Raw genomic sequence first — 23,977 nt, 5'->3', positions numbered from 1 at the left:
ACCTTATCGTTTCAGAATCTGGGCCAGCACGAAGGCCAGCGTCGCAGCCAGCAAGCCGGCCAGCATCGGCAGCGGGGGCAACCCGAACCCGGCCAGGCCGAGGACGAACACCACAAGCACCACCACCCACTTCAACACCACTCCCGCCAGCAGTCGCGTGATTGCCGCGCCTGCGGGTCCAACCCCGCCACCGAGCGCCACCAGGGCGGCGATCGCACTCCCCGCCACCAGCGCGCCACCGCCGACCAGCGCCCCAAGCGCCGAAGGCAAGCCGTGGGGAAGGAAGGTCAGCGCGACCAGCGCCGTCGCACCCGCCTGGAAGACAGTCGCGCGCAACGCCAGCCGGCGGCCTGCGGACATGGGATCGTGCACGCGGGGTTCGTCGGTCCGGAGGGCTGGGCGACAAGCGCCCGATGGAGCCGCGGAATTATAGGCAGGACGGGCGCTGCGGGCAACCGCCGCGGTGGCTCGGGGGCGGGCGAACCCCGGAGCGGGAGCTGAACGGGACAGGGAGACGGGGAACCTTCCCCGCGGGGGTCGGTCAATGAAGCTGTACGTCCCGCCGCGTCTCTCTCCTCGTCAAGGCAAACAGCAGCGGTGGGAACAAAGAAGCCCCGGCCTGATCCGCCGGGGCTTCACTTTTCCAGGGCCCGCGCGCCGAGCGGGGTGGCCCCGCACTATTTCTTCTTCGGGATGTACAGGTCGGTGATGGTGCCGTCGAACACCTCCGCCGCCATCGCCACCGACTCGCTCAGTGTTGGGTGCGGGTGGATGGTGTGGCCGATGTCGGCGACCTCGCAGCCCATCTCGATGGCGAGTGCGATTTCCGCGACCAGGTCGCCGGCGTGCACGCCGACGATGCCGCCGCCGATGATGCGTTGGGTGGCCTCGTCGAACAGCAGCTTGGTGAAGCCCTCGGTGCGACCGATGCCGATCGCGCGGCCGGAGGCTGCCCACGGGAACCGGCCGACGCCGACCTTCAGGCCCTTCTCCTTAGCCTCGGTCTCGGTGACGCCGACCCAGGCGATCTCGGGGTCGGTATAGGCGACCGACGGGATCACCCGCGCGACCCATTCCTTCTTCTCGCCCGCAGCCACTTCCGCGGCGAGCTTGCCCTCGTGGGTGGCCTTGTGCGCGAGCATCGGCTGACCCACCAGGTCGCCGATGGCGAAGATGTGCGGCGCGCTGGTGCGCATCTGCCGGTCCACCGGGATGAAGCCGCGGTCGGTGACCGCCACGCCGGCTTTTTCCGCATCGAGCTTGCCGCCGTTGGGTGCGCGGCCCACCGCGACCAGCACGCGGTCGAAACGCTTGGTCTCCGGCTCGCTGGCGCCTTCGAACGTGCAGGCGATGCCGTTCTTCTGCGCCTTCGCCTCGACCACCTTGGTCTCCAGGTGCACGGCCACGCCCTGTTTGCGCAGGCGATCGGCAAGCGGCTTGACCAGGTCGCGGTCAGCGCCGGGCATCAGCTGGTCCATGAACTCGACCACCGTGACCTCGCTGCCGAGCGCACGGTAGACCGTCGCCATCTCCAGGCCAATGATGCCGCCGCCGACCACGAGCAGCTTCTTCGGCACTTCAGCCAGCTCGAGCGCGTCGGTGGAATCCATGACCCGCTCGTCATCCCACGGGAAGAACGGCAGCTTCACCGCCTGCGAGCCGGCGGCGATGATGCACTGCTCGAAGCGCAGCAGCTGGGTCTTGCCGTCGTGTTCGACTTCGACCTCGTTGGCGGAAATGAACCTGCCGGTGCCGGTTACCACGCGCACCTTGCGCTGCTTGGCCATGCCGGCCAGGCCCTTGGTCAACTGGCCGACGACCTTGTCCTTGTAGGCGCGCAACGCGTCGAGCGCGATCTTCGGCGCGCCGAAGTCGATGCCGAAGTCGCTGGCGTGCGCGGCTTCGTCGATCACCGCCGCGGCGTGCAGCAGGGCCTTGGAGGGGATGCAGCCCACGTTGAGGCAGACGCCGCCGAGGCTTTCGTATCGTTCCACCAGCACCGTGTCCAGGCCGAGGTCGGCGGCGCGGAACGCGGCGGTGTAGCCGCCCGGGCCGGCTCCAAGCACGAGCATCGCGCATTCAACATCGGGCGTTCGCCCCGACGCCGCTGCAGCATCCGGCGCATTGGCGGCCGGTTTGCGGGGCAGCGCACCCGCGGCAGGTGCAGGCGCGCTGCCGGCCCCGGCTGCCTGTGCGGCCGGCTCGGCCTTCGCGGCGGTCGGCGCCTTGGCATCGGCGGGCCCGGACGTCGATTTCCCGCCGTCCGAGCCCTGCTTGGCTGACGATTTGGCTTCAGCCGCCCCGCCGCCCTCGCCTTCGCCCTCACCCTCCGCTTCGAGGATCGCGATGACCGCGCCCTCGGCGACTTCGTCGCCGACCTTGACCTTCAGCTCGCGCACCACGCCGGCGGCGCTGGAGGGCACCTCCATCGTGGCCTTGTCGGATTCCAGCGTCACCAGACCCTGGTCGACCGCGACGGTGTCGCCGACCGCGACCAGCAGCTCGATCACCGGAACCGCGTCGAAGTCGCCGATGTCGGGAACCTTGATCTCGATGGTGTTGGCCATGTCTGTTCCTTGTTGTTCGTCGTGGATTGCGGCCGGCACTGCCGGCGCGCGCCCGGTCAACCGGCGGTGGCCAGTTCCCGGTCAAGCTCGTCGAGCAGGCGCCACAACGCATTCCACCGCTTGGGGAAATCGTCGGGATCGCGCTCACCCGCCGCGTCGATCAGCGCCTCGGCCTGTTCGATCAGCAACTCGCCCGCGCCACACCGTGGCTCGGGGCCGCTGAAGCGGTCGTCGCCGATCCGGAAACTCAGCACCTCACCGTCGTGGAAGCGGGCTTCCTGGTCGGCCGCCACGCCGGACCGGAGAGTGCGTGTCCAGCCTTCGACCAGGCGGCCGGCCAACGTTTCCGGTATCGGGACTTCGCGCACCTCGGGCTGCTGGTCGGTGAGCAGGACGCGGCGAACGCCGTTGGAGATCGACTCGCGGTGGTCGACACGCTGGGCCGGGGTCGCATGGCGCAACGTCCACGCGCCACCGTTGGCCGGCGGCACCAGCATCAGGGCGCTTTCGACGCCTCGCGTGGGCAACCAGGTGACCTGCAGTGCTGGCGGGGTCCCACTGGCAAGCAGTGCTTCGACCGCGTCGCCGTGGTTGCCGGTGGCCGGCGGCCAGCCGTGCCCGAGCCCGAGTTCGCACTCGGCCGCATGCGCCGCCGGCACCGCCAACAGCAGCAACAGCAGCGCGCGTGCCCTCACAACAGGACCCGGCGCATGTCGCCGAGGATCTGGCCGAGGTAGGTGGTGAAACGCGCCGCGGCTGCGCCGTCGATCACGCGGTGGTCGTAGCTCAGCGACAGCGGCAGCGACAGCCGCGGCTCGAACGCCTTGCCGTTCCAGACCGGCTTCATGTCCGACCGCGAGACGCCGAGGATGGCGACTTCCGGCGCGTTCACGATCGGAGTGAACGCGGTGCCGCCAATGCCGCCCAGCGAGCTGATCGAGAAGCAGCCGCCGCTCATCTGCGCCGGTCCGAGCTTGCCGTCGCGCGCCTTGGCGGCCAGTTCGGCGGTCTCGGCAGCGATCTCCATCACGCCCTTGGTGTCGCAGTCCCGCACGACCGGCACGACCAGACCGTTGGGCGTGTCGGCGGCGAAGCCGATGTGGAAGTACTGCTTGAGCACCAGGTTCTCGCCGGTGGCGTCCAGCGAGGCGTTGAAGTCGGGGAACTTCTTCAGCGCGGCCACCGAGGCCTTCATCAGGAAGGCGAGCATCGTGAGCTTGGTCGCTTTGCCCTTGGCGATCGCCTTCTCGTTTTCCTTGTTGAGCTGCACCCGCAGTGCTTCGAGCTCGGTGATGTCGGCGTCGTCGAACTGGGTGACGTGCGGGATCATCGCCCAGTTGCGCGCGAGGTTGGCGCCGGACAGCTTCTGGATCCGCGACAGCGCGCGGGTCTCGACCGGACCGAACTTGGCGAAGTCGACCTTCGGCCAGGGCAGCAGATCGAGTCCGCCACCGCCACCGCCGGCCTTCGCCGTCGCGCCGCCGCTGGACATCACGCCCTTGACGAACTTCTGCACGTCCTCGCGGCCGATCCGGCCGCCGCGCTGGCTGCCCGTCACGCGCGCCAGGTCGACGCCGAGTTCGCGCGCGAACAGGCGCACCGCCGGGCTCGCGTACGGCACCTTGTCGGGCAGCAGCTCGTCGGCATCGAACACCACCGGCGGCGAGCGCGGCGCGGCGGCGTCGCTGTCGCCGGCATCGGCGCCAGCACCCGCCTGGGCACGCGCGGCTTCGCGCTTTGCCAGGTTGTCGGGTTCACCCACGTTGGCCGGCTCGGTGGCTGTCGCCGTTTCGTTCGTGCGGACCTGCTGCCCGGGCGACGCCGGCTCGGCGCGACGCGCGTCGGCCTTGGCGGCGTCGGTGGCCTTGTCCGCCGCCCCGTCCGTGCCGGCGGAAGCGTCCGCGGCCTGCTTTTCGCCACCCTCGGCCGCCCCGTCGGAGGCCGGTTCGATCATCGCGACCACGGCGCCTTCGCCGATCTCGTCGCCGACCTTGACCTTCAGCTCGCGCACGACACCCGCGAACGGCGCCGGCACTTCCATCGTCGCCTTGTCGGACTCGAGCGTCACCAGCCCCTGGTCGACCGTGACGGTATCGCCCACCGCCACCAGCACCTCGATCACCGGCACGCCGTCGTAGCCGCCGATATCGGGGACGCGTGCTTCCTTCAACTCAGCCATGCTCGGCTCCGACCTGCGCGAAAGACCCTTATTGTGGCCGCAGTGGTGCAGGGGCGCCAATCACGCCGCGCCGGCCCGCCTTGCGGGAATGGCCGGCTCCGCACCCGGCCCGTCCAGCGCTTGTTCAGGAGCGCGGCCCGGCCACGTGCGCCGCGCGATAGCACGACCGCCGATGAAGGTTCCATTGAGGCCGCGTCCGCCGGGCAAGCGCGGTTCATGCGTCCCTCGCTAGGTTGGCCGCGCCTGCCAGGACACCGGCCGGCGCCCCCACAGAACGAGGAGACAACTCCCATGAAACGCATCCACACCTTGACCCTGGCCCTGCTTGCCATCGCCCCCGCCGCCGCGTTCGCACAGGACGCCACCGACACCAGCGACAAGCGCTGGGCCGTGGTCGGCGGCTATGCACTGGCCGAGCCCATCGGCGACACCACGGTCGCCGGCCAGCAGGCCGAGCTGGACGGTGACGGCGCCGCGACGCTCAGCGCGTCCTATTACGTGACCGACAACATCGCCGTCGAGGCCTGGGGCGCGGCTGACAAGTTCAGCCACCGCGTCAATACCGCCAACGGCAAGGCCGGCAGCGTCGAAGCCCAGCCGTATGCGGTCAGCGGCCAGTACCACTTCGGCACCAGCGCGCAAACCGTGCGGCCGTTCGTCGGCCTGGGTTACTACGAGAGCAACTACGACGGCGAGGAGGTCGAGCCGACGGGTGACCTCGCCGGCCAGCGCCTTGGCGTCGAGACCGCCAAGGGCGCCATGGCCACCGCCGGCGTCGACGTCAAGCTGAGCCCGAGCTGGTTCGCCCGGGCCGACCTGCGCTACCTGCATGGCAGCTCCGACGTGATGGTCGACGGCGAGACCGTCGGCGAGGCCGAACCGAGCCCGGTGGTGGTTGGCGTGGGCCTCGGTGCCCGCTTCTGACCGTGCGGGACCGATGACCTGGACGGCGGGCCTGCGGGTCCGCCGTCCGCTTTTCGGGTCACACCCGTTCATGAAACCCCCGACCCCGGCCGTTACGGTGGTCGACACTTGAGCCCGGAGAACGCTATGACGACCAAGCTCGACAAGCCCGTCCGCCGCGAAGTCACCGTCGGTGACGTCGCCTACACCCTCACCATCGATCCCGACGGCCTGAAGCTGGTCCAGAAGGGACACCGGAAGGGCCACGAGTTGCGCTGGCAGGACATCGTCAACGGCGATGCCGCGATTGCGGCCGCCCTCCAGGGCAGCCTGCAGGAATAGCGCACGCGGTGCCGGTCGCCGGGCCAGCGGCGATGGTCAGGGATGTTCGGCCTCGATGTGCACGCGTTCGCGGCGCAGCAGGTAGAGGCCGCTGGCAATGATGATGGCGGCGCCCAGCCAGGTGACCGCGTCAGGCAGTACGCCCCACAGGCTGATGTCGAGCAGCACGCCCCAGATAAGCGCGGTGTACTCGAGCGGGGCGATCTGCGATGCCTCGCCGATGCGGAAGGCCTCGGTAATGGCGTACTGGCCAAGCGCTCCGGCGATGCCGACCCCCAGGATCACCCAGGCGTCCGCCGACCTGATCGGTACCCACTGGGGCCACGCGAGCAGCCCGCCGCCGACGGCCAGCAAGGCCAGTAGCCAGACCATCATCGATGCGGTCGAGTCGGTGCGCCCGAGCACGCGCACGGTGATGGCGCTGACCGCGTAGCCCAGCGCCGCCACCAGCACCGCCAGCGCGGCCCAGCTGCGCAGCCCCTCGCCGGTCGGGCGCAGCAACACCAGCACCCCGAGCAGGCCGATCGCGATCGCCGCCCAGCGCCGCGGGCCGACCTTCTCGCCCAGCAGCGGCACCGACAGTGCGGTGATCAGCAGCGGGGCGACGAAAAAGATCGAATAGGCGGTCGTCAGCGGCAGCGTCTGCAACGCATACGCGAATGCCGCCATCATCCCGATGCCGATGCCACCGCGCAGCAGGTGCAGGGGCCAGCGCACGCGCAGCAATGGTGCCAGCCCGCTGGTGGCCATTACCCAGGCCAGCACGAACGGCAGCGACGCGGCGCCGCGCAGGGTCGCCACCTGCAACGGCGGGTAGGTCGCGGCCAGCGACTTCAGGCCGGCGTCCATCAGCGAGAACGCGGCGACCGCGAATAGCATGATCATCGCCGCCCGCATCGGGGAGCCCGAGGCGGCGGTGCGGGAGGGGTCGGTATCCAGTGGCGTCGTTCCGGTCATCGGGCGGTCAACGCGGCAGGCGCCGGCGCAGGCCCCAGGTATAGGCGAGATAGTGGCCCAGCAGGACCCCGGCGACCGCCAGCAAGCCACCCTGCTGCGCAAGCCACGCGTGCTCCGAACCGTCGACGCGCCAGAGCCGGCCCAGCTGCCAGAGCCCGAGCGCCACGCGGCCGGCCACCAGCAGGGTGAGCCCGAGCACCAGCCACCGGTTGGCGGTGTAGTACAGACGCAGCCCGGCGGGCACCGCCACCCCGCGGGGGAGCGCCCAGCCGGTTCGGACGAACCTGTCCGAGGCCTCGCGGTCGAACCGGGTCAACCAGAGGCCAACGATCCCGAGTGCAACGCCAGCGGCCAAGCCGACGGCCGCATGGGACAAGGCACCCTCTACCCAGAATCCGGCCACCCAGGCACCGGCCACGAACACGACCGTCGATACGAGCAGGGCCCAGGCATTGGCGCGCACCAGCCAGGGCGTGGCCCGCCGGCGCGCCCGGCCGCGCCGGTAGCGCTGCCACAGCGCGACCGGCAGCAGCAACGCCCACACCAGCACCATGACCAGTAGCAGTGCAGGCAGCAGCAGGACGGGCATGGTGGCGGACTCCATGAGGTCGCCGCCTGCATACGCGGGCGACGGCGGGGGACGCGCAGGATAGCCGGCCGTCGCGTCCGGCCCGGAATCCGTCCCCGCAACCCTCCGTTCCGCGTTTGCCCTGTTCAGGCCGATCCGATCTGACCGGCAGGACGTCGCGATGTCCGTTGCCTGCAGCCTCCACGTTCGCCTGCTCCTCCCGGCATGGGTCGCGGCCCTTGCCCTGCTGGTTGCAGGCGGCTGCAGCCCATCGGCCCCGAAACCGGCACTCGCCGCACCGGCAAACGGCCGGCCCGTGCCCACGTTGGGGCCGGACGACGCACTCCCCGGCGGTCTCGGGGCCCCGGCAGGCATGTCCCGCGATGCCCCGGCGAGGCCGGAGCCTGCCGATTCTCCGGTCCACCCCGAAGACCCGCCGCCGCGCGCGACCCGCCCGCGATGACGGGCGAAGGCTTCGCCTCCGCGCCGGGAATGCGTGCGGCGGCTCTGCGTTAACCTTTGACGCCCACGAACCACGGACATCGCCATGCCCTCCTTTGACGTCGTCTCCGAAGTCGACAGCCACGAACTCACCAACGCGGTCGACCAGGCCAACCGCGAGCTGGGCAACCGGTTCGACTTCAAGGGCGTGGATGCGAAGTTCGCGCTCGACGAACAGGTCATCACCCAGTCCGCGCCGAGCGACTTCCAGCTCCAGCAGATGACGGAGATCCTGCGCGCGCGGCTGATCGCGCGTGGCATCGACGTGCGCTGCCTGGAGTTCGGCGAGGTCGAGACCAACGTCGCCGGCGCGCGGCAGAAGGTCACCGTCAAGCAGGGCATCGAGCGCGAGCTCGCCAAGAAGATCCAGTCGTCGCTGAAGGACGCCAAGCTCAAGGTCGACAGCCAGATCAACGGCGACAAGCTGCGCGTCAACGGCAAGAAGCGCGACGACCTGCAGGCCGCGATCGCGCTGCTCAAGGGCGCCGAGTTCGAGTTGCCGCTGCAGTTCGACAACTTCCGCGACTGACCGGCCGGCGGCCATGGGCATGGACGAGGACCCGATCGCCGCCACCCGCCGCTGGCTGGAACGGGCGGTCATCGGCCTCAACCTGTGCCCGTTCGCCAAGGCCGTGCACGTCAAGGACCGCATCCGCTACGTGCTCAGCCCGGCCACCACGCCCGGGGATCTGCTGGAAGAGCTAGCCAGCGAGCTCGCCTGGCTGGCGGAAACCGACCCGGACGTGGTGGACACCACCCTGCTGGTCCATCCGCACGTGCTGCAGGAGTTCGACGACTACAACGACTTCCTCGACCAGGCCGATGCGGCGGTGGACGCACTCGGGCTGGAAGGCGAGATCCAGGTCGCCAGCTTCCACCCCGATTACCGGTTCGCCGGGACGTCCGCGGCGGACCCGGCCAACTGCACCAACCGTTCGCCGTACCCGATGCTCCACCTGCTGCGCGAGGAGAGCGTCGAACGCGCGGTGGAGGCATTCCCCGACCCCGATGCCATCGTCGACCGCAACATCGAGACCATGGAGCGGCTCGGGGTCGACGGGTATCTGAAGCTGCTGGAGCGCTAGGCGCCTGCGCCGAACAGGCGGTCCAGGTCGGTGGCGTCCAGCTGGCGCCACTCGCCCACCGGCAACCCGCCCAGGTCCAGCCCGCCGATCCGGCTGCGATGCAGCGCTTCCACGTGGTTGCCGACCGCGGCGAACATGCGCCGCACCTGGTGGTAGCGACCCTCGGTCAGGGTCAGGCGCGCATGGCGGGGGTCGACCACCTCCAGCGACGCCGGCGCCAGCGGGGTCTTCTCGTTCTCCAGCATCAGCGTCCCGCTGGCGAAGACCGCGCCCTCGTCGCCGCGCAGGTCCTGCGCCAGCGTCGCCTCGTACACCTTGGCGAGGTTGGCGCGGGGCGACACGATCCGGTGCAGCCGCTGGCCATCGTCGGTCATCAGCAGCAGGCCACTGGTATCGCGATCGAGCCGGCCGACCGTCGACAGCAACGGCGAGCGAAGGCGGAAGCGCGGTGGCAGCAGGTCATAGACGATCCGGCCGGGATCGCGGGTCGAGCAGGTATGGCCGACCGGCTTGTGCAGCATCAGCACCAACCCCGACGGCGGGTCGAGTGGTTCGCCATCGATGCGGACCGCGTCGTGCGTGACCTGGTCGTCGGCGTACAGCACCTCGCCTTCGGCATCGGTCACGCGGCCCTCGCGGAACATGAGCGCCACCTGCTTGCGGCTGCCGTAGCCGAGGTTGGCGATCAGCCGGACGAGCTTCATCGCCAATCCTCGCGTCCGCGGCGCGGCGGCCGCGGGGCTTGCACCGGACGAGCCTTCACCGCCTCGATGATCTTGAAGCCGTCGCGCTCGGCGACCGCCCGCGCCTGCCCGAAGCTCTCGACCAGCACCGACTCGTAGGGCAGGTGCCGGTTGGCGACCAGCCACAGGCGCCCACCCGGCTTGAGTGCATCGGCGGCGACGGCGATGAAGCGCCGGCCGATGTCGGGCCGGTTGGCACTGCCCTGGGTATGGAACGGCGGGTTGGTCACGATAACGTCGTACTGCGCCGGCAACCCGGTGGTCACGTCGTGCCAGTGGTAGCCAATCGCCACCTTCGACTCGAACGCCGCCAGGTTGTGCCGCGCCAGGTCGAGCGCGCGGCGGTCCGCCTCGAAAAGATCCAGCGCGGCGATCCCCGGGCAACGCTCGAGCAGTTCCGCCGACAGGTAGCCGAACCCGGCGCCGAGGTCGGCGGCCCGTCCGGCCAGGTCGGCCGGCAACTGCTCGACCAGCAGGGCGGACGCCGGATCGATCCGGTCCCACGCGAATACGCCCGGGCGGCTCCGGAACCGGCCACCGACAATCGCCCGGGGTGCGTCCAGGGCTTCCCATTCGGCCAGCAAGGCGTGGTCGATGACGGCCGCACTGTCGGCCACGTGCAGTGGCGCACTCCAGTAGCAGCGGCTCTTGTGCTTGAGCAGCCCGCCCAGCGGGCCGACCAGGCGACGCAGGTCTGCCTCGCCGGACTTGGCGCCCTCGTTGTTGGCCAGGCAGGCGACCACCCGCCCGCCGGGGGCGACCCGCGATACCGCGTGCGCGTACAGCGCGCGGGCCTCGTCGCGCTGGCGCGGCGGCAACACCAGCACCAGCGGATGGCGACTCCCGGCGGACCCTGCATCCGGGCTGTCCACGACGACCAGCCCGGCCTGCCGCAGCGCATCCGCCTCGGGCTTGAAGCCCTGTTCGCAGACCAGGCCCGGCCACGCGCCCCGGTGCAACGGCGCGCCGTCGCGAGCCCGCAGAAACAGCACGCCACCCGCCTCCGGCCAGGGCAGCAGGCCCTGTTCGAACGGCAGCATCAGCGCCTGCAGCGCGGGATCGTCGTGGGCCATCGGTTGGTTTTCGCGGGGGTCTGGGCGCGCAGTTTAGCGAGCATGGGTGCGTGCACGTCGCCATGACCGGGCCGATCGCAGGCTGCACCCATGCCCGAAGGTCCCTCCCTGGTGATCCTGCGCGAGGAGGCGGCGAAGTTTGCCGGCCGCCGGGTGAAGCACGTGGGTGGCAACAGCCGGCTCGACATCCAGCGGATGGCGGGCCAGCGCGTCCAGGCCCTGCGGACCTGGGGCAAGCACTTCCTGGTCGTGTTCGACGGCTTCACCCTGCGGGTCCACTTCCTGCTGTGGGGCAGTTACCGGATCGACGAACGTCGCGAGGGCAGCGCCGAGCGGCTGGCGCTCGGCTTTCCGAACGGCGAGCTGAACCTGTATTCGAGCTCGTTGAAGTTCCACGAGGGCGACCTCGACGACCTCTATGACTGGGGTGCGGACGTCATGTCCGACGCGTGGGACCCGAAGGCAGCGCGCCGCAAGCTGCGGGCGATGCCGGACACGCTGGTGGCCGACGCGCTGCTCGACCAGGACGTGTTTGCCGGAGTCGGCAACATCATCAAGAACGAGGTGCTGTTCCGGATCCGCGTGCATCCGGAAACGCCGGTGGGCGCGTTGTCGCCGCGAAAGCTCGGCGAACTCGTCACCCAGGCGCGCGAGTACAGCTTCGACTTCTATCGCTGGAAGAAGGACTACGTGCTCAAGAAGCACTACCAGGTCCACACCCGCACCGAGTGCCCGCGATGCGGGCGGCGGCTGGAGTTCCGCGCCAAGCTCGGACGCGCCCAGCGGCGCGCGTTCTTCTGCGGCCACTGCCAGAAGCGCTACGGCTAGCCTCCCGGGTTCATCTACGTGGCTCGCGCCCCAACGCAAAACGGTTGTTGGACGATCACTTCATCGCCTCCCAACACACCGGCGGCCAACCTGCCTGCACACCCGCAACGGAGAACGCCATGCGCGCCCTATTCGTCGGAGGCACGGTCGACAACAGCGAGCTGGACATGGATGGCGCCCCGCCCGCGCACTATCCGGAAAACACCGGCGGTGGGCGCCCCCGGTACCGGCTGCACCATGTCGGGCGCAACGACGGCACCACCGCGTACGCCGTCTATGCCGCACCGGAAACCCCGGACGATGAAGTCGAGCGGATCGCCAGCGAGCGCGACTATGCGCGCCGCTTCGGCGCCACCGAGGTGACCGACCGCCTGACCGCGCCCTGAAGCCAGGCGGGAGCCGTGCGCGGCATCGGCCCGCGCGGGATCAGCTTTGCAGCTCGCGCAGGACCACCGAGGGCGGCGCGTCCAGCACGCGGCGCGTCGCGAACAGGCCAGCCACCAGGGCGGCGACCATGCCGAGCGCGCCACCGGCGGCGGCCATCCCCCAGTTGGGTTCCCATGGCAGGTCGAAGGCCTGTTCGGCGACGACACCAGCCAATACCGACGCCGCGATCGCCGCGACCAGCCCGGACAACAGGCCGATCGCTGCGAACTCCGACGCTTGCGCAAGCCGCAACTGGCGCCGGCTGCCGCCGAGCGTTCGCATGACGCCGCCTTCCAGCAGTCGCTCGTCCTGGCTGGCGCTGACCGCCGCCATCAGCACCAGCACGCCCGCGCCCAGCGAGAACCAGAACACCACTTCGACCACGGTCGAGACCTGGTCGGCGGTCCCACGCACCTGGTCGAGCACCGCATCGATGTCGATCACGGTCAGGTTGGGAAAGCGCCCGACGAGGTCGGCGGTGAATCGCATCTGCTCCGGGGGTACCGTCACCGCCGTGATGTGGCTGGCGGGGAATCCATCGAGTGCCCCGGGCGAGGCGACCACGAAGAAGTTCGGCCGGAAACTCTCCCAGTCGACGTCGCGCAGGCTCGTGAGCGTCGCCACGAAGCGTTGCCCGGCGATGTCGAATGCGACCGTGTCGCCGATCTTCCAGCCCAGCGACTCCGCGTAGCCCTGCTCGACCGAGATCTCCGGTGTCACCGGCGGCGTCGCAGCGCTCCAGAAGTCGCCGGCGACCACCCGGTTGTCCTCGCGCAACGCCGCCGCCATGGACAGGTTGAACTCGCGGTCGGCGCGACGCCGCGCGCGGCGGGCCTCCTCGTCGTCCGCACTTTCGTCGGCGCTTGCGTAGTCGTCGCCGGTGACCGGTTCGCCGTTGTGCTCGACCAGCCGCGCGCGGACCATCGGATACAGCGTCGGCGCATCCAGGCCCTGCGCGGCGATGAAGCCGCGAACGTCGTCGACCTGGTCGTCCTGCACGTTGATGATGAAGCGGTTGGGTGCTTCGGCTGCGAGCTGCAGCTGCCAGCGGTCCAGCAGGTCGGTCCGCACGAAGGTCAGCAGCAGCAACGCCATCAGCCCCAGCCCGAGCGATGACACCTGGGCGATGCTCGTCGCTGGCCGGCGGCTGACGTTGGCCAGCCCGTAGCGCAGGCTCCCGCGCAGACGCGACCGCAGCCGGCGCAACACCACGATCAACCCCCAGGCCAGCGCCGCGAGCACCGCGAAGGTGGCCACGAGCCCGACCAGCATCGCCGTGCCGACCTCGACCGAACCGGACTTCCACCACAGCAGCGCGGCCAGGCCACCGAGTCCCGCCAGCGCCACGAGCCATGCGCTGGGCTCGGTCGGGTCGAGGTCGCGCCGCAGCACCCGCAGCGCCGGCACCCGCCGCAGCGCCAGCACCGGCGGCGCGCCGAACGCGAGCAGGACCAGCAGACCGACCCCGTATCCCTGCACGGCCGGCAGCCACCCCGCCGGCGGGATGGCCATGCCGAGCACCGGTTCCAGCCAGGCGCCGATGCCCCATTGCAGGACGAACGCGACCGCAACGCCGACGGTGCTTGCAAGCAGGCCCAGCAGCACCAGCTCGCCGATGTGGATGCCGGCCAGCGTCGACTGGCTCGCGCCGAGGCAGCGCATCACTGCGGTGCCCGAAAGATGCCGCTCGCTGTGCCGGCGCGCGGCCATCGCCACGGCCACCGCGGCCAGCACCACCGAGACCAGCGCCGCCAGCCCGAGGAACCGGCTGGCGCGGTCGAGTGCGGAGCGGACCTCGGGACGCGCGTCGGCGACCGTCTCCAGCCGCTGGCCCCGCGCGAGTGCCGGCCGGGTGGCGGCGACGAAGCGTTCAACCGATGCCGCCTCGCCCGCGACCACCAGCCGGTAGCGGATCCGGCTGCCTTCCTGCACCAGCCCGGTCGCCGGCAGGTCGTCGAGGTTGACGAACACCTTCGGCGCCACGTTGAAGTAGTCCAGCGCCGCGTCGGGTTCGGCGACCACCAGCGCCGCGAGTTGCAGCTGCAACTCGCCGACGGTGACCAGGTCGCCGATCCGAGCATCGAGCGTGTCCGCGCCGGCGCGGCTCAACCATGCGGTACCCGGCGCAGGCACCCCGCTTGCGACACGCTCAACACCCTGTGCGTCGGCAATCGTGAACGCACCGCGCAATGGGAACCCGTCACCCAGCGCGCGCAGGTCGCCGAGCTGCAGCCGCGGCTCGCCTGCCGCATTACCGGCACCCGCCGCCGCGCGCGCGACGCTGATCATCGTGTTGAGTTCGACCGTGTGCGTGCGCCGCAGCCCGGCCGATGCGGCCGCCTGCTCGATCTCCGCCGCAATCGGCGAGTCGCCACGCACCACCGCGTCGCCGCCGAGCAGGCGATTGGCCTCGATCGCGAGCGCGCGCTCGGCGCGGTCGGTGACGAACCCGACAGCGGTCACCGCCACCACGGCGAGTACCAGCGCGGCGAGGAGGATGCGCACATCGCCGGCCTTGAGGTCGCGGCGCATCTGCCGCCACGCCATCGCCAACACGTTGGCCGGTCCGATCCGCGCGCTCACGCGCCGGCCCGTCCGTCGGCCACCGGATGCATGCGCTCGTCGGCCACCAGCCGTCCGGCGTCGAGACGCAGGCGATGGCTGCAACGTTCGGCCAGGTGGTCATCGTGGGTCACCAGCACCAGCGTCGTGCCGGCCTCGGCATTGAGTGCGAACAGCAGTTCGATGATCGCCTGGCCGGTATGGCTGTCCAGGTTGCCGGTCGGCTCGTCGGCGAACAGCAGGGACGGCTCGGTCACGAATGCGCGCGCGAGGGCGACGCGTTGCTGCTCACCGCCCGACAACTGCCGCGGATAGTGGCCGAGCCGCTCGCCAAGGCCGACCTTGCCGAGGATCGCGCGTGCGGGCGCTTCCACCTCCGCGTCGCCGCGCAGTTCCAGCGGCAGCATCACGTTCTCCAGCGCCGTCAGCGAGGGCAGCAGCTGGAAGTTCTGGAACACGAAGCCGACCTTCTCCCCGCGCACGCGTGCCCGGCCATCTTCGTCGAGCGTCGACAGTGGCTCACCGTGGAGGACGACCCGGCCGTCGCTGGGAATGTCGAGCCCGGCCATCAGCGACAGCAGCGTGCTCTTGCCCGAGCCGGACGCGCCGACGATCGCCACGGTGTCCCCACGCGCGATGGTGAACCCGACGCCTTCGAGGATCGTCAGCGGTCCGGACGGCAGCGACACGCGCTTGCCGAGCGACTCCACCACCAGCGCGGGCGGGTGGGATGCGTTCGGGGCCGGGCGGGCGGCGGCGGAACGGACGTCGACCGGTGCGGTGGCGGAATGGGTCATCATGGATTCTTCGACAGGAAGGGGGTGGTGCCGTCCGGCGCGCCCGCGGATCGGAGCAACAGATGCAGCGGAACGACAACCATTCGGGCAGATATGCGGCATCGTCGCGCCCGGTTCAATGTGCCATTGGCTTGCTGTTGTGGGTGGTGGTCGCGATTCCATCGCTGCACGCCGCGCAACTGCAGTCCACGCCGGCACGCGAAGCGCCCGATGCAACCGTGCTGGTGATGGGCGATTCGCTCTCTGCCGGTTATGGCATGCCGGCGGCGCAGGGCTGGGTGGCGTTGCTCGACGAGCGCCTCGAAAAGCAGGACCCGGGCTGGGAAGTCGTCAATGCGAGCATCAGCGGCGAAACCACCGCCGGTGGCCGCGCGCGCATCGTGGGCGCCCTGGCGCGGCACCGCCCGCGGGTGGTGGTGGTCGCGTTGGGGGCCAACGACGGGCTGCGCGGACTGCCCACCGCCCAGGCCGCAGCCAACCTCGCCTACATGATCGGCGCCGCCCACGGCGCCGGTGCGAAGGTGCTGCTGGTCGGCATGCAGATGCCGCCCAACCTCGGCGCGGCCTATGCCGATGCGTTTGCCGGCAACTATTCCACGCTGGCCTCGCGGTTCGACGTGGCCCTGCTGCCGTTCCTGCTCGAGCCGATCGCGCTGGACCGGGCGGCCTTCCAGGCCGACAACCTGCACCCGGTGGCGGCGGCGCAACCGCGCCTGCTGGACCACGTGTGGACCGCGCTGGAGCCGCTCCTGTAGGAAATCCGCGGTCGCGTGTGATAACCGGCGCGCCCGTGCGAATCACCTTGGCATGGACACCATGACGGACCCTGCCGCCATCGACGCGCTCATCCCCGACGACTCGCTGCAGGCGCGTTTCACCGCCCTGCTCGACCAGCATCGCGGCATCGTCCTGAAGATCGCGCACGGGTACTGCCGGCACCCCGAGGACCGGCACGACCTGGTGCAGGACATCAGCATCCAGGCCTGGCGCGCATTCGGCCGCTTCGACCCGGCGCGCAGCCGATTCTCCACCTGGCTTTACCGGGTGGCGCTGAACGTCGCGATCTCGCACGTCCGCTCGGCCACCCTGCACGAGCGCCACCATGCCGGCCTCGACGACGAGGCCCTCGCCGCACTGCCCGACCCTGCCGCCGACACCGGCCAGGCAGACCGCCTGCGCACGTTGCGCGCCGTCATCGACCGGCTCGGCCCGCTCGACCGCGCATTGATGCTGCTCTACCTGGATGAACGCAGCCATCGCGAGATCGCCGAGGTGCTTGGCATCGGCGAGAGCAACGTAGCGACCCGGCTGCATCGGCTGCGGCAGCGCATCGCCGCGCAGTTCGCAGACGCGCCCGGCGGCACTGATACCCCCACCCCCACTCGCAGGACACGGTGATGGAACTCGACGAACTCAGGGCCGCCTGGCGCCAGCTCGACCGGGAATTGAACGCGGCATGGACGCAGGTCGACCTGCGTGCCGATGGCCTGGAGGCGTTGGCGCTGGAAGAGCGTCGCGCGCGCCGGATCGATCGCAGCCGCATGTCGCTGCGGCGGTTCGGTGTCTGGCAGCTGGTGGAGGCGCTGGTCTGGATTGCGATGGTGGTGGTCGCCGCGACGTTCTGGGTCGACCACCGGGATACTCCGCACCTGCTGGCCGCCGGACTGGTGTTGCACGCGTACGGCATCGCCGCGATCTGGGCCAGCGTCACCCGCGCGTTGCTTGCCGGCGGGGTGTATTACACCGGCCCGGTGCTGGACATCCAGCGTCGGCTGGCCCGCCTACAACGCTTCACGACCGTCAGCACCATCGCCCTCGGCCTCCCGTGGTGGTGCCTGTGGCTGGTTGCCACCCTGGTCGGCGCGAAGCTCTGGCTCGGGGTCGACCTGTACGCCGCCGCGCCGGGTTGGGTGGCGGCAACGCTCGGCTTTGGCGTGGTGGCGATGGCCGCCAGCGTCTGGCTGGCCATGCGCTGGTCACGCCATCCGCCGGCCAGCCCGTGGCTGCGCGGGATGATCGACGACCTGTCGGGCTGCAACCTGCAGCGCGCGCAACGCCAGCTGGGCGAGATCGAGCGCTTCGAACGCGCCTGACGCCGCCGCTACGGCGTCGGGCGGCCGGTGAGGAGCGGATACGGGTTGATCGCGGTGCCCTCCCACCAGCGCTTCTCCGGCCCGAGGGCGAAGATCCCGAAGTGCAGGTGCGGCGCGTCATCGCTGGCGTTGCCGGTGCTGCCGACGTAACCGACCACCTGCCCCTGTCGCAGCCGGTCGCCCTCGGCCAGCCCCGCGGCGTAGCGGTCGAGGTGAGCGTAGTAGTACGCGTAACGGCCGCTCGGCTCGAACTGGTAGATCGTCAGTCCACCCCGGTCGCTGGCGAAAAGCTTCTCGACCGTGCCATCGGCCACGGCGACCACCGGGGTGCCACGCGGCGCCATGATGTCGAGCGCCTCGTGCACCCGCCCTTGGCCGCGGGCGTCGTCGAAGGTGTTGGACAGTTGCGCTGGCGCGATGCCACTCACCGGCACGATCAATCCGCCTGCGCCGGCCGCCGGGACCGCGGTTCGCGGGCGCTCGACCGGCGCCGGTGTTCCGCTCGTGTGACCAGGCTCGGCCGGCAACGGGCCGAAGGCCGGGGCGGGTTTGTCCTGGGGCGGGGCTGGTGCCTCGACGCGCTCGGCGGGCGCCGCCGGGGTGTCGGCCGGCACGGCGTGCTGGCTGCGCTCGCGTTGGAACACCAGCGCCGCATCCGGGTCGGCCTGGCCGCGGGTCATCACGAAATACACCAGGTTTGCGCCCACCAGCAGGCCGGCGAGGAACACCAGCGCAAGCCTCAGCATCGCGGCCCCACGAGACCGCTGGTGCCGAAGCCGACAGCGCGGCGGCTTGGGTCAGGCGCGGTCATTCGCGCAGGACCGCACGCGTGCCCGGGCCGACCGCTTCGGCCAGCGTGCGCGCGCTCCAGTTGGTCATGCGGATGCAGCCGTGCGACTGGGTCTTGCCGATCGTCGACGGCTCCGGCGTCCCGTGGATGCCGTAGTGCTCCTTCGACAGGTCGATCCAGACCACGCCGACCGGATTGTTCGGGCCCGGGGCGATCTTGGCCTTGCTGTGGCTCGGATCCGCATCCCAGAACAAATCCGGGTTGTAGTGGAACACCGGATCGTTGGCCACGCCCTTGATCTCCCACTCGCCAATCGGCAGCGGGTCGTGCGAGCTGCCCATCGTCGCCGGCCACTGGGCGACGGTCGCGCCTTCGGCGTCGACCAGCATCACCACCGCATCGGACTTGTCGACCACCACATGGCCGCCTTCCGGCAAGGATGCTGCGGCGACGTTGGGTACCCGCCAGTTCGCGCCAGCCTCCAGCGCGACATCGGGATTCAGCCGCTTCAGAAGCGCCGGGCTGGCGTGGAACTTTTCGCCCAATGCCTCCAGCGCCGAGGAGTAGCCGAGCCGCTCGAGTTCGGCCTTGGCTTCCATGTCCGCCGGAATGGTGCTGAACGGTCCGGTCACGTCGGCATCGGTCAGGGTGTAGGAGACCAGCACATCGGCGGTGTCCAGGTCGAGCGCCTCCCAGGTCGCCGCGTCGACGGTGCCGGTGACCGGCAGGTCGCGGCTGCGCTGGAAGCCCTCGATCGCGCGGCGGGTGTTGCTGCCGTACGCACCATCAATCTCGCCGGGCGAGAAGTGCGCACGGTCCAGCAGCACCTGCGCGCGCAGCACAGCCGACCCGGAGTCGCCTGCCTCGACGGTGGTCGTCACCGCATCGTTGGCCGTGGCGCGATCGCCGGTGGCGTCCTGCGCCGACACTGCGTACGGGACCAGCGCCAGCGAACAGGCCAGCGCCAGCACGGCGACGCGCGAAGGAATGCCGGACGACGCGGCAGGGCTCGGGATGACAGGCTTCATGCGATCGATTCCATGGGGTTTGGATCGATGCTGCGCGAGGCTCATTCGGCGGCGCGTGAAACCCCGCGCGCAGCCTTGCTGGCGACTGAAGCGACAGCGCCTGCACCCGCGCTGTCGCACCCCAGGAAGCGTGAACCCTCCAGCCACTGGCTGTCCGGGTAGTAGGCGAACAGCAACTGCCCGTCCTTGAGCGTGTCGATCAGTTCCTGCGCGATCTCGCCGCGTACGGCCGGGCAACCGAAGCTGCGCCCCAGCCGGCCCTGCTGCAACGCCTGGCGCGGATCCACGTAGTCGGCGCCATGCATCACGATCAGCCGCTCGCGCGCACGGTCGTTGAAACCCGGCTCCAGCCCGTCCATGCGCAGCGAGTAGCCGTTGCCGCCCACGTAGGTCTCGGCGGTGCGGAACAGACCCAGGCTCGACATCAAGCTGCCCTCGCTATTGGAGAACTCCGTGGTCATGTTCCCGCCGCTGTACTTGCCGTGGGCCACGTGCTCGGAATACAGCAGGTCGGCGGCGGTGAGGTCGAACACCCACAGGCGCTGCTCGGTTGAAGGGCGCGAGTAGTCGATGACCGCCAAGCGCTCGACCGAGCCGATCTGGCCGTCCAGCGTCGCGCAGCGCTGCGCCTCGAGCGCCAACTCGATGACCTGCGGATCGGCGGATGGCGCGGCGAGGGCGAGCCGCTCGGCCAGCGTCGGCGCGTGCGGCCGCGGCACTTCGACAGTGCGGGTGGCCGGTACGGGCGCAGGCCGGACGGCCGCGTCGACCGGGTCAGGGGTGCTGCCGCAGCCGGCGATCGTGGCAACGGCCAGGACGACGGCGGCACGCGACAGGACGCGAAGGGGATGGGTGCGGACCATCCTCACATGTTATTGACACTGGAGCGCCGGCATCTGAATGCGATGAACGACGGCCGGGCCTGCGTTCACGTTGTCGACGGCCACGCCCGCCAGCACAAGGCCTTCCGCGTCAGTCGAAGCCGGCAAGCTTCTGCCGGGTGGCCTTGTCCCAACCCTCCCACGGGTCCTTGCGCAAGCCAGCGGCGCGCCGTAGCGCGCGGGTCAGGTCGTAGTCTGCGCCCGACCTGGTACGGCCAAGCTCGTCCCAGCGGAGCGGCACGGCCACGCCGGCGCCCGCCCGCGCGCGCAGCGACCAGCTGGCGACGCTGGTCGCGCCGCGGCCATTGCGCAGCCAGTCGATGAAGATCACGCCCTTGCGCTTGGCTTTCGACGCCGTGGCGACGTAGCGGTCCGGCGCCTGCGTCGCCAGTGCATCGGCAAAGGCCTCGCAGAAGGCCTTGGCTTCGCTCCAACTGGGCCCCGGCGCGATCGGCACCACCACGTGCAGGCCCTTGCCGCCGGACAGGCGCAGGAACCCGCGCATGCCGATCTCCTCCAGCCGCGCACGGATGTCGCGGGCGGCGGCCTTGAGCGCCGGCCATTCCACGCCCTCGCCCGGGTCCAGGTCGAACACCAGCCGGTCGGGGTGCTCGACGTCCTCCACCCGCGAGCCCCACGGATGCAGCTCGAGCACGTTCATCTGCACCAGGTCGAGCAGGCCCTCGACATCCTCGATGTAGACGTAGTCCTCCAGGCCGCCGACGCCCTTCTCCCGGATCGGCACCGCGTGCACGTTGGGACCGAGCGTGTCGGCATGGTGCTTCTGGAAGAAGCACTGGCCCTTGAGGCCGTCCGGACAACGCAGCATCGACAGCGGCCGCCGCGCCACCTCGGGCAACAGTTGCGGTGCGATCGCGCGGTAGTAGTCGGCGACCTGCTGCTTGGTGATCTTCTCGGCCGGGTAGATCAGCTTGTCCGGGCTGGTCAGCTTGAAAGTGTCCTGCTCGCCCACGTCGCTCGCCTCCTTGTCCTCGCGCAGGCGCTGGAAACTCGCCTGCCGCAAAAGCCCCTCCTTCCCCCAGCCGCGGAACGCCACCTCGGCCACCAGCCGAGGCTCGACCCAGGTCACGTCGCGCGGCGCGAACGGGATGTGCCCCGGCAGCACCAGGGTCGGTTCCTTGCGCGCGAGCTTTTGCAACCGTGTGGTCATCGAGCGCAGCCGCGCATCGTCGAAACCGGTGCCCACCCGACCGACGTACTTCAGGCGCCCGGCCTCCCGCGTGGCCATCAGCAACGCGCCAAAGCCCACCCGCGACCGCTTGGGTGCGGTGAAGCCGACCACGATAAACTCGTCGCTCTCGGCGTGCTTGATCTTCAGCCAGGTCCGCGAGCGCCCCGGGGTGTAGTGCGCGTCGACCGCCTTGCTGATGATCCCTTCCATCTCCTGGCCCTTGCTGGCCGCGAAGACCTGGTCGCCATGCCCGACGATGTGCTGGCTGTAGGCGAGCAAGTCGTCCCGGCCGACGTCGGCCAGCAGCGCTTCCAGCAGCGCCTTGCGCTCGTCGAGCCGGGTGCGCGTCAGGTCGACGCCGGCCAGCGTCGGCAGGTCGAACACGACATAGCGCAGGACCGCGCTCGCACTGCCCTCGATGGTGCGTTGCAGGTCGGCGAAGCTGTTGCGCCCCTTTGCATCGAGTGCGATCAGCTCGCCGTCCAGGCTCGCGTCACCGGCACCAAGCGATTCCAGTGCGGCCACGATATCGGGGTAGTCGGCGGTCCAGTCCAGTCCGTTGCGCGAGCGCAGGGTGGCCTTGCCGTCATCGATCCGCGCCAGCATCCGGTAGCCGTCCCATTTGAGTTCATGCAGCCAGCCCTCGCCGGCCGGCGGCGTCTCGCGCAGGGTGGCGAGCTGCGGGTCCACCTCGGTGGTTCCGCGCAATGGTTTGGCGCCGTCCAGCGCCATCGCCCGGGCCTTCCAGTCGATCCGGCGGCGGCGGGTCCTGGGGGCCGGTGCCGCGGCCTTGCGGGGCTTCGCCCGGGCGGCCGCCTTCTTCGCCGGCCCCGACGGCCGGCGGCCTTTCCATCCTTTCGGCGTGGGGGCATCGGTCAGTTCGTCGGCTTCGGTGTCGGCGGCATGCTCGTCATCGCGCTTGATCAGCAGCCATTGCGGCTTGCTGGCCGGCTTGGCCGTGCGCACCAGCTTCCAGCCACCGCCGAGCCTTTCGCCGTGCAGGACGAAGTCGATCTTGCCCGCGGCAAGTGACTCCAGCGGGTCGCCGTTGCAGCTCCACACCCCGCGGTCGAACAGGTCGACGTGGCCGGCGCCGTAATGGCCCTCGGGGATGTCACCCTCGAAGTCGGCATACGACAGCGGGTGGTCTTCCACCTCGACCGCGAGCCGTTTCTCGCCGACACGCAATGAAGGCCCCTTCGGCACCGACCAGCTCTTGAGCGCGCCGTCCATCTCGAGGCGGAAGTCGTAGTGCCGCACGCTCGCGTGGTGCAACTGGATGACGAAGATCGGCCGGTGCCCACGCCGGCCCGGGCTGTCGCTGGACGGCTCGGGCGTCTGGTCGAAGCGGCGCTTGCGGTCGTACTCGCGCAGGCTCATCGGTCAGTCCGGCGCGCCGCCTCAGGCCGCCTTCTTGCCGCCGGACTTCTTCTTGGCTGCGGCCTTCTTGGCGGGCTTCTTGGCCGCGGCCTTCTTGGCCGTTTTCTTCGCTGTCTTCCTGGGCTTGGCTTCCTTCCCGTCGTCGGCATCGGCCGCCTTGCCGGCCTTCTTGGCCGGGGTTCGCTTCTTCTTGGCGATGCTCTGCTGCAGCAGCTCCATGAAGTCGACCACGTTGGTGGCCGCGTGGTCGTGCACCGCCGGCTCCTCGTCGTCGTGCTTGACCACGCCCTTGTCCTTCATGCGCTTGGTGATGACGTCCTGCAGGCGCTGGCGGAACTCGTCCTGGTAGTTCCCCGGCTCCCACTCGCCCGACATCGTCTGGATCAGCTGTTCGGAGAACTCCAGCTCCTTGTCGGTGATGCGGTAGTCCGCGCTCTTGCCCTCGGGAATGCGGTACTCCTCGATGTCCACCAGCTCCTGGGGATACCGCATCATCATCAGCAGCAGCGCATTGTCCTGCGGCATGACCGCGCAGAGGCTCTCGCGCGTGCGGATGACGACCCGGGCGATGCCGATCTTGCCCGTGCGCGCCAGCGCCTCGCGCAGGAGCACGTAGCCCTTCTCGGCCTTCTTGGCCGGCACCAGCACATAGGGCTTCTCGAAGAACTGCGGACCGATCGACTCCACGTCGACGAAGGCCTCGACCTCGATCGCGTCGTGGCTCTCGGGCGCGGCCGACTTGATGTCGTCGGGCTCGAGCACGACGTAGCTGCCCTTGTCGTACTCGAACGCCTTGACGATGTCCTTCCAGGCGACTTCCTCGCCGGTCTCGGCGTTGACGCGCTCGTAGCGGATGGGCTGGTTGTTGCGCGAATCGAGCATCCGGAACGAGATGTCGGTCTTGCGCTCGCCCGACATCAGCGAGACCGGGATGTTGAGCAGGCCGAACGAGAGGGTGCCGGACCAGATCGGGCGGGCCATGGCGGGCTCCTGCGCAGTGCAGTGCGGGCCGTCGAGTATCAAAAGATGAATGTGACGCGCGCGTTGAATCGCCGGCGTTGCGCCCGCGCGGTCGCCTGCCG

General features: G+C 70.1%; 24 protein-coding genes. 9 read left to right on the top strand and 15 right to left on the bottom strand.

Features of this window, described 5'->3' with window-relative positions:
- Positions 1-3: 3 nt before the first annotated feature.
- The 4 genes from KOD61_RS02115 to KOD61_RS02100 form a co-directional block, all read right to left on the bottom strand.
- Positions 4-360 carry a hypothetical protein gene (locus KOD61_RS02115; protein WP_215219433.1) on the bottom strand — a complete coding sequence of 119 codons (357 nt, stop codon included), beginning with the start codon at positions 358-360 and terminating at the stop codon, positions 4-6.
- A gap of 317 nt (positions 361-677) precedes the next feature.
- Positions 678-2,567 (bottom strand): dihydrolipoyl dehydrogenase, encoded by a 1,890-nt coding sequence (gene lpdA, locus KOD61_RS02110; RefSeq protein ID WP_215219432.1) that lies wholly within the window; start codon positions 2,565-2,567, stop codon positions 678-680.
- Between the two features lie 56 nt (positions 2,568-2,623).
- Positions 2,624-3,262: a hypothetical protein gene (locus KOD61_RS02105; RefSeq protein ID WP_215219431.1), complete on the bottom strand. Its 639-nt coding sequence runs from the start codon at positions 3,260-3,262 to the stop codon at positions 2,624-2,626.
- Positions 3,259-4,746 (bottom strand): dihydrolipoyllysine-residue acetyltransferase, encoded by a 1,488-nt coding sequence (locus tag KOD61_RS02100; RefSeq protein WP_215219430.1) that lies wholly within the window; start codon positions 4,744-4,746, stop codon positions 3,259-3,261. The genes KOD61_RS02105 and KOD61_RS02100 overlap by 4 nt, the downstream gene beginning before the upstream one ends.
- A 291-nt stretch (positions 4,747-5,037) precedes the next feature.
- Between KOD61_RS02100 and KOD61_RS02095 the strand changes: the two genes are divergently transcribed.
- Both KOD61_RS02095 and KOD61_RS02090 read left to right on the top strand, forming a co-directional pair.
- A complete protein-coding gene (locus tag KOD61_RS02095; protein WP_215219429.1) occupies positions 5,038-5,670 on the top strand; it encodes an OmpW/AlkL family protein in 633 nt (210 codons plus the stop codon).
- 126 nt (positions 5,671-5,796) lie between these two features.
- The gene (locus KOD61_RS02090; protein WP_215219428.1) at positions 5,797-5,991 is read left to right on the top strand and encodes a hypothetical protein; all 195 of its coding nucleotides are present in this window, start codon (positions 5,797-5,799) and stop codon (positions 5,989-5,991) included.
- Between the two features lie 36 nt (positions 5,992-6,027).
- Here KOD61_RS02090 and KOD61_RS02085 read toward each other — a convergent pair whose 3' ends face one another.
- Both KOD61_RS02085 and KOD61_RS02080 read right to left on the bottom strand, forming a co-directional pair.
- Complete coding sequence (locus tag KOD61_RS02085; RefSeq protein ID WP_251370625.1) at positions 6,028-6,948, bottom strand: DMT family transporter; 921 nt, start codon at positions 6,946-6,948, stop codon at positions 6,028-6,030.
- Between the two features lie 7 nt (positions 6,949-6,955).
- Entirely contained in the window at positions 6,956-7,537 is a 582-nt protein-coding gene (locus tag KOD61_RS02080; RefSeq protein WP_215219427.1) for a DUF1453 domain-containing protein, read from the bottom strand.
- Between the two features lie 526 nt (positions 7,538-8,063).
- Between KOD61_RS02080 and KOD61_RS02075 the strand changes: the two genes are divergently transcribed.
- Complete coding sequence (locus KOD61_RS02075; protein ID WP_215219426.1) at positions 8,064-8,546, top strand: YajQ family cyclic di-GMP-binding protein; 483 nt, start codon at positions 8,064-8,066, stop codon at positions 8,544-8,546.
- Between the two features lie 13 nt (positions 8,547-8,559).
- Positions 8,560-9,102, top strand: a complete 543-nt coding sequence (locus KOD61_RS02070; RefSeq protein ID WP_215219425.1) for a DUF1415 domain-containing protein — start codon at positions 8,560-8,562, stop codon at positions 9,100-9,102.
- Here KOD61_RS02070 and KOD61_RS02065 read toward each other — a convergent pair.
- The gene (locus KOD61_RS02065; RefSeq protein WP_215219424.1) at positions 9,099-9,806 is read right to left on the bottom strand and encodes a pseudouridine synthase; all 708 of its coding nucleotides are present in this window, start codon (positions 9,804-9,806) and stop codon (positions 9,099-9,101) included. The two genes, KOD61_RS02070 and KOD61_RS02065, sit on opposite strands and share 4 nt — an antisense overlap.
- Positions 9,803-10,918, bottom strand: coding sequence for a class I SAM-dependent methyltransferase (locus KOD61_RS02060; RefSeq protein ID WP_215219423.1), 1,116 nt, complete (start codon positions 10,916-10,918; stop codon positions 9,803-9,805). The genes KOD61_RS02065 and KOD61_RS02060 overlap by 4 nt, the downstream gene beginning before the upstream one ends.
- 90 nt (positions 10,919-11,008) lie before the next feature.
- Between KOD61_RS02060 and KOD61_RS02055 the strand changes: the two genes are divergently transcribed.
- On the top strand, positions 11,009-11,746 hold the full coding sequence (locus KOD61_RS02055) for a DNA-formamidopyrimidine glycosylase family protein (RefSeq protein WP_215219422.1): 738 nt from the start codon (positions 11,009-11,011) through the stop codon (positions 11,744-11,746).
- Positions 11,747-11,865: 119 nt separating this feature from the next.
- The gene (locus KOD61_RS02050) at positions 11,866-12,132 is read left to right on the top strand and encodes a hypothetical protein (protein ID WP_215219421.1); all 267 of its coding nucleotides are present in this window, start codon (positions 11,866-11,868) and stop codon (positions 12,130-12,132) included.
- A gap of 40 nt (positions 12,133-12,172) precedes the next feature.
- Here KOD61_RS02050 and KOD61_RS02045 read toward each other — a convergent pair whose 3' ends face one another.
- Both KOD61_RS02045 and KOD61_RS02040 read right to left on the bottom strand, forming a co-directional pair.
- Positions 12,173-14,755 carry an ABC transporter permease gene (locus KOD61_RS02045; RefSeq protein WP_251370624.1) on the bottom strand — a complete coding sequence of 861 codons (2,583 nt, stop codon included), beginning with the start codon at positions 14,753-14,755 and terminating at the stop codon, positions 12,173-12,175.
- Positions 14,752-15,531 (bottom strand): ABC transporter ATP-binding protein, encoded by a 780-nt coding sequence (locus KOD61_RS02040; RefSeq protein WP_215219420.1) that lies wholly within the window; start codon positions 15,529-15,531, stop codon positions 14,752-14,754. Before KOD61_RS02040 ends, KOD61_RS02045 begins: the two co-directional genes overlap by 4 nt.
- A gap of 125 nt (positions 15,532-15,656) precedes the next feature.
- Between KOD61_RS02040 and KOD61_RS02035 the strand changes: the two genes are divergently transcribed.
- The 3 genes from KOD61_RS02035 to KOD61_RS02025 all read left to right on the top strand — a co-directional run bounded on the left by KOD61_RS02035 (position 15,657) and on the right by KOD61_RS02025 (position 17,624).
- Positions 15,657-16,286 carry an arylesterase gene (locus KOD61_RS02035; RefSeq protein ID WP_311195421.1) on the top strand — a complete coding sequence of 210 codons (630 nt, stop codon included), beginning with the start codon at positions 15,657-15,659 and terminating at the stop codon, positions 16,284-16,286.
- 61 nt (positions 16,287-16,347) lie between these two features.
- Positions 16,348-16,929: an RNA polymerase sigma factor gene (locus tag KOD61_RS02030; RefSeq protein WP_215220242.1), complete on the top strand. Its 582-nt coding sequence runs from the start codon at positions 16,348-16,350 to the stop codon at positions 16,927-16,929.
- On the top strand, positions 16,929-17,624 hold the full coding sequence (locus tag KOD61_RS02025) for a hypothetical protein (RefSeq protein ID WP_215219418.1): 696 nt from the start codon (positions 16,929-16,931) through the stop codon (positions 17,622-17,624). The genes KOD61_RS02030 and KOD61_RS02025 overlap by 1 nt, the downstream gene beginning before the upstream one ends.
- Positions 17,625-17,632: 8 nt before the next feature.
- Here the strand turns inward: KOD61_RS02025 and KOD61_RS02020 are convergent, their stop codons facing one another.
- From KOD61_RS02020 to ku, 5 genes are all read right to left on the bottom strand, one after another.
- Positions 17,633-18,367, bottom strand: a complete 735-nt coding sequence (locus KOD61_RS02020) for a M23 family metallopeptidase (RefSeq protein WP_251370735.1) — start codon at positions 18,365-18,367, stop codon at positions 17,633-17,635.
- Between the two features lie 64 nt (positions 18,368-18,431).
- Positions 18,432-19,442 (bottom strand): L,D-transpeptidase family protein, encoded by a 1,011-nt coding sequence (locus KOD61_RS02015; protein ID WP_215219417.1) that lies wholly within the window; start codon positions 19,440-19,442, stop codon positions 18,432-18,434.
- A 41-nt stretch (positions 19,443-19,483) separates the two neighbouring features.
- The gene (locus tag KOD61_RS02010) at positions 19,484-20,305 is read right to left on the bottom strand and encodes a murein L,D-transpeptidase catalytic domain family protein (protein WP_215219416.1); all 822 of its coding nucleotides are present in this window, start codon (positions 20,303-20,305) and stop codon (positions 19,484-19,486) included.
- A gap of 109 nt (positions 20,306-20,414) precedes the next feature.
- A complete protein-coding gene (gene ligD / locus KOD61_RS02005) occupies positions 20,415-22,895 on the bottom strand; it encodes a DNA ligase D (RefSeq protein WP_215219415.1) in 2,481 nt (826 codons plus the stop codon).
- 21 nt (positions 22,896-22,916) lie between these two features.
- On the bottom strand, positions 22,917-23,876 hold the full coding sequence (ku, locus tag KOD61_RS02000) for a non-homologous end joining protein Ku (protein WP_215219414.1): 960 nt from the start codon (positions 23,874-23,876) through the stop codon (positions 22,917-22,919).
- Between the last annotated feature and the right edge of the window lie 101 nt (positions 23,877-23,977).

Origin of the sequence: Lysobacter luteus (assembly GCF_907164845.1) — a bacterium.
Classification (GTDB): domain Bacteria; phylum Pseudomonadota; class Gammaproteobacteria; order Xanthomonadales; family Xanthomonadaceae; genus Novilysobacter; species Novilysobacter luteus.
This window is presented reverse-complemented; position numbering and strand designations above follow the sequence as displayed.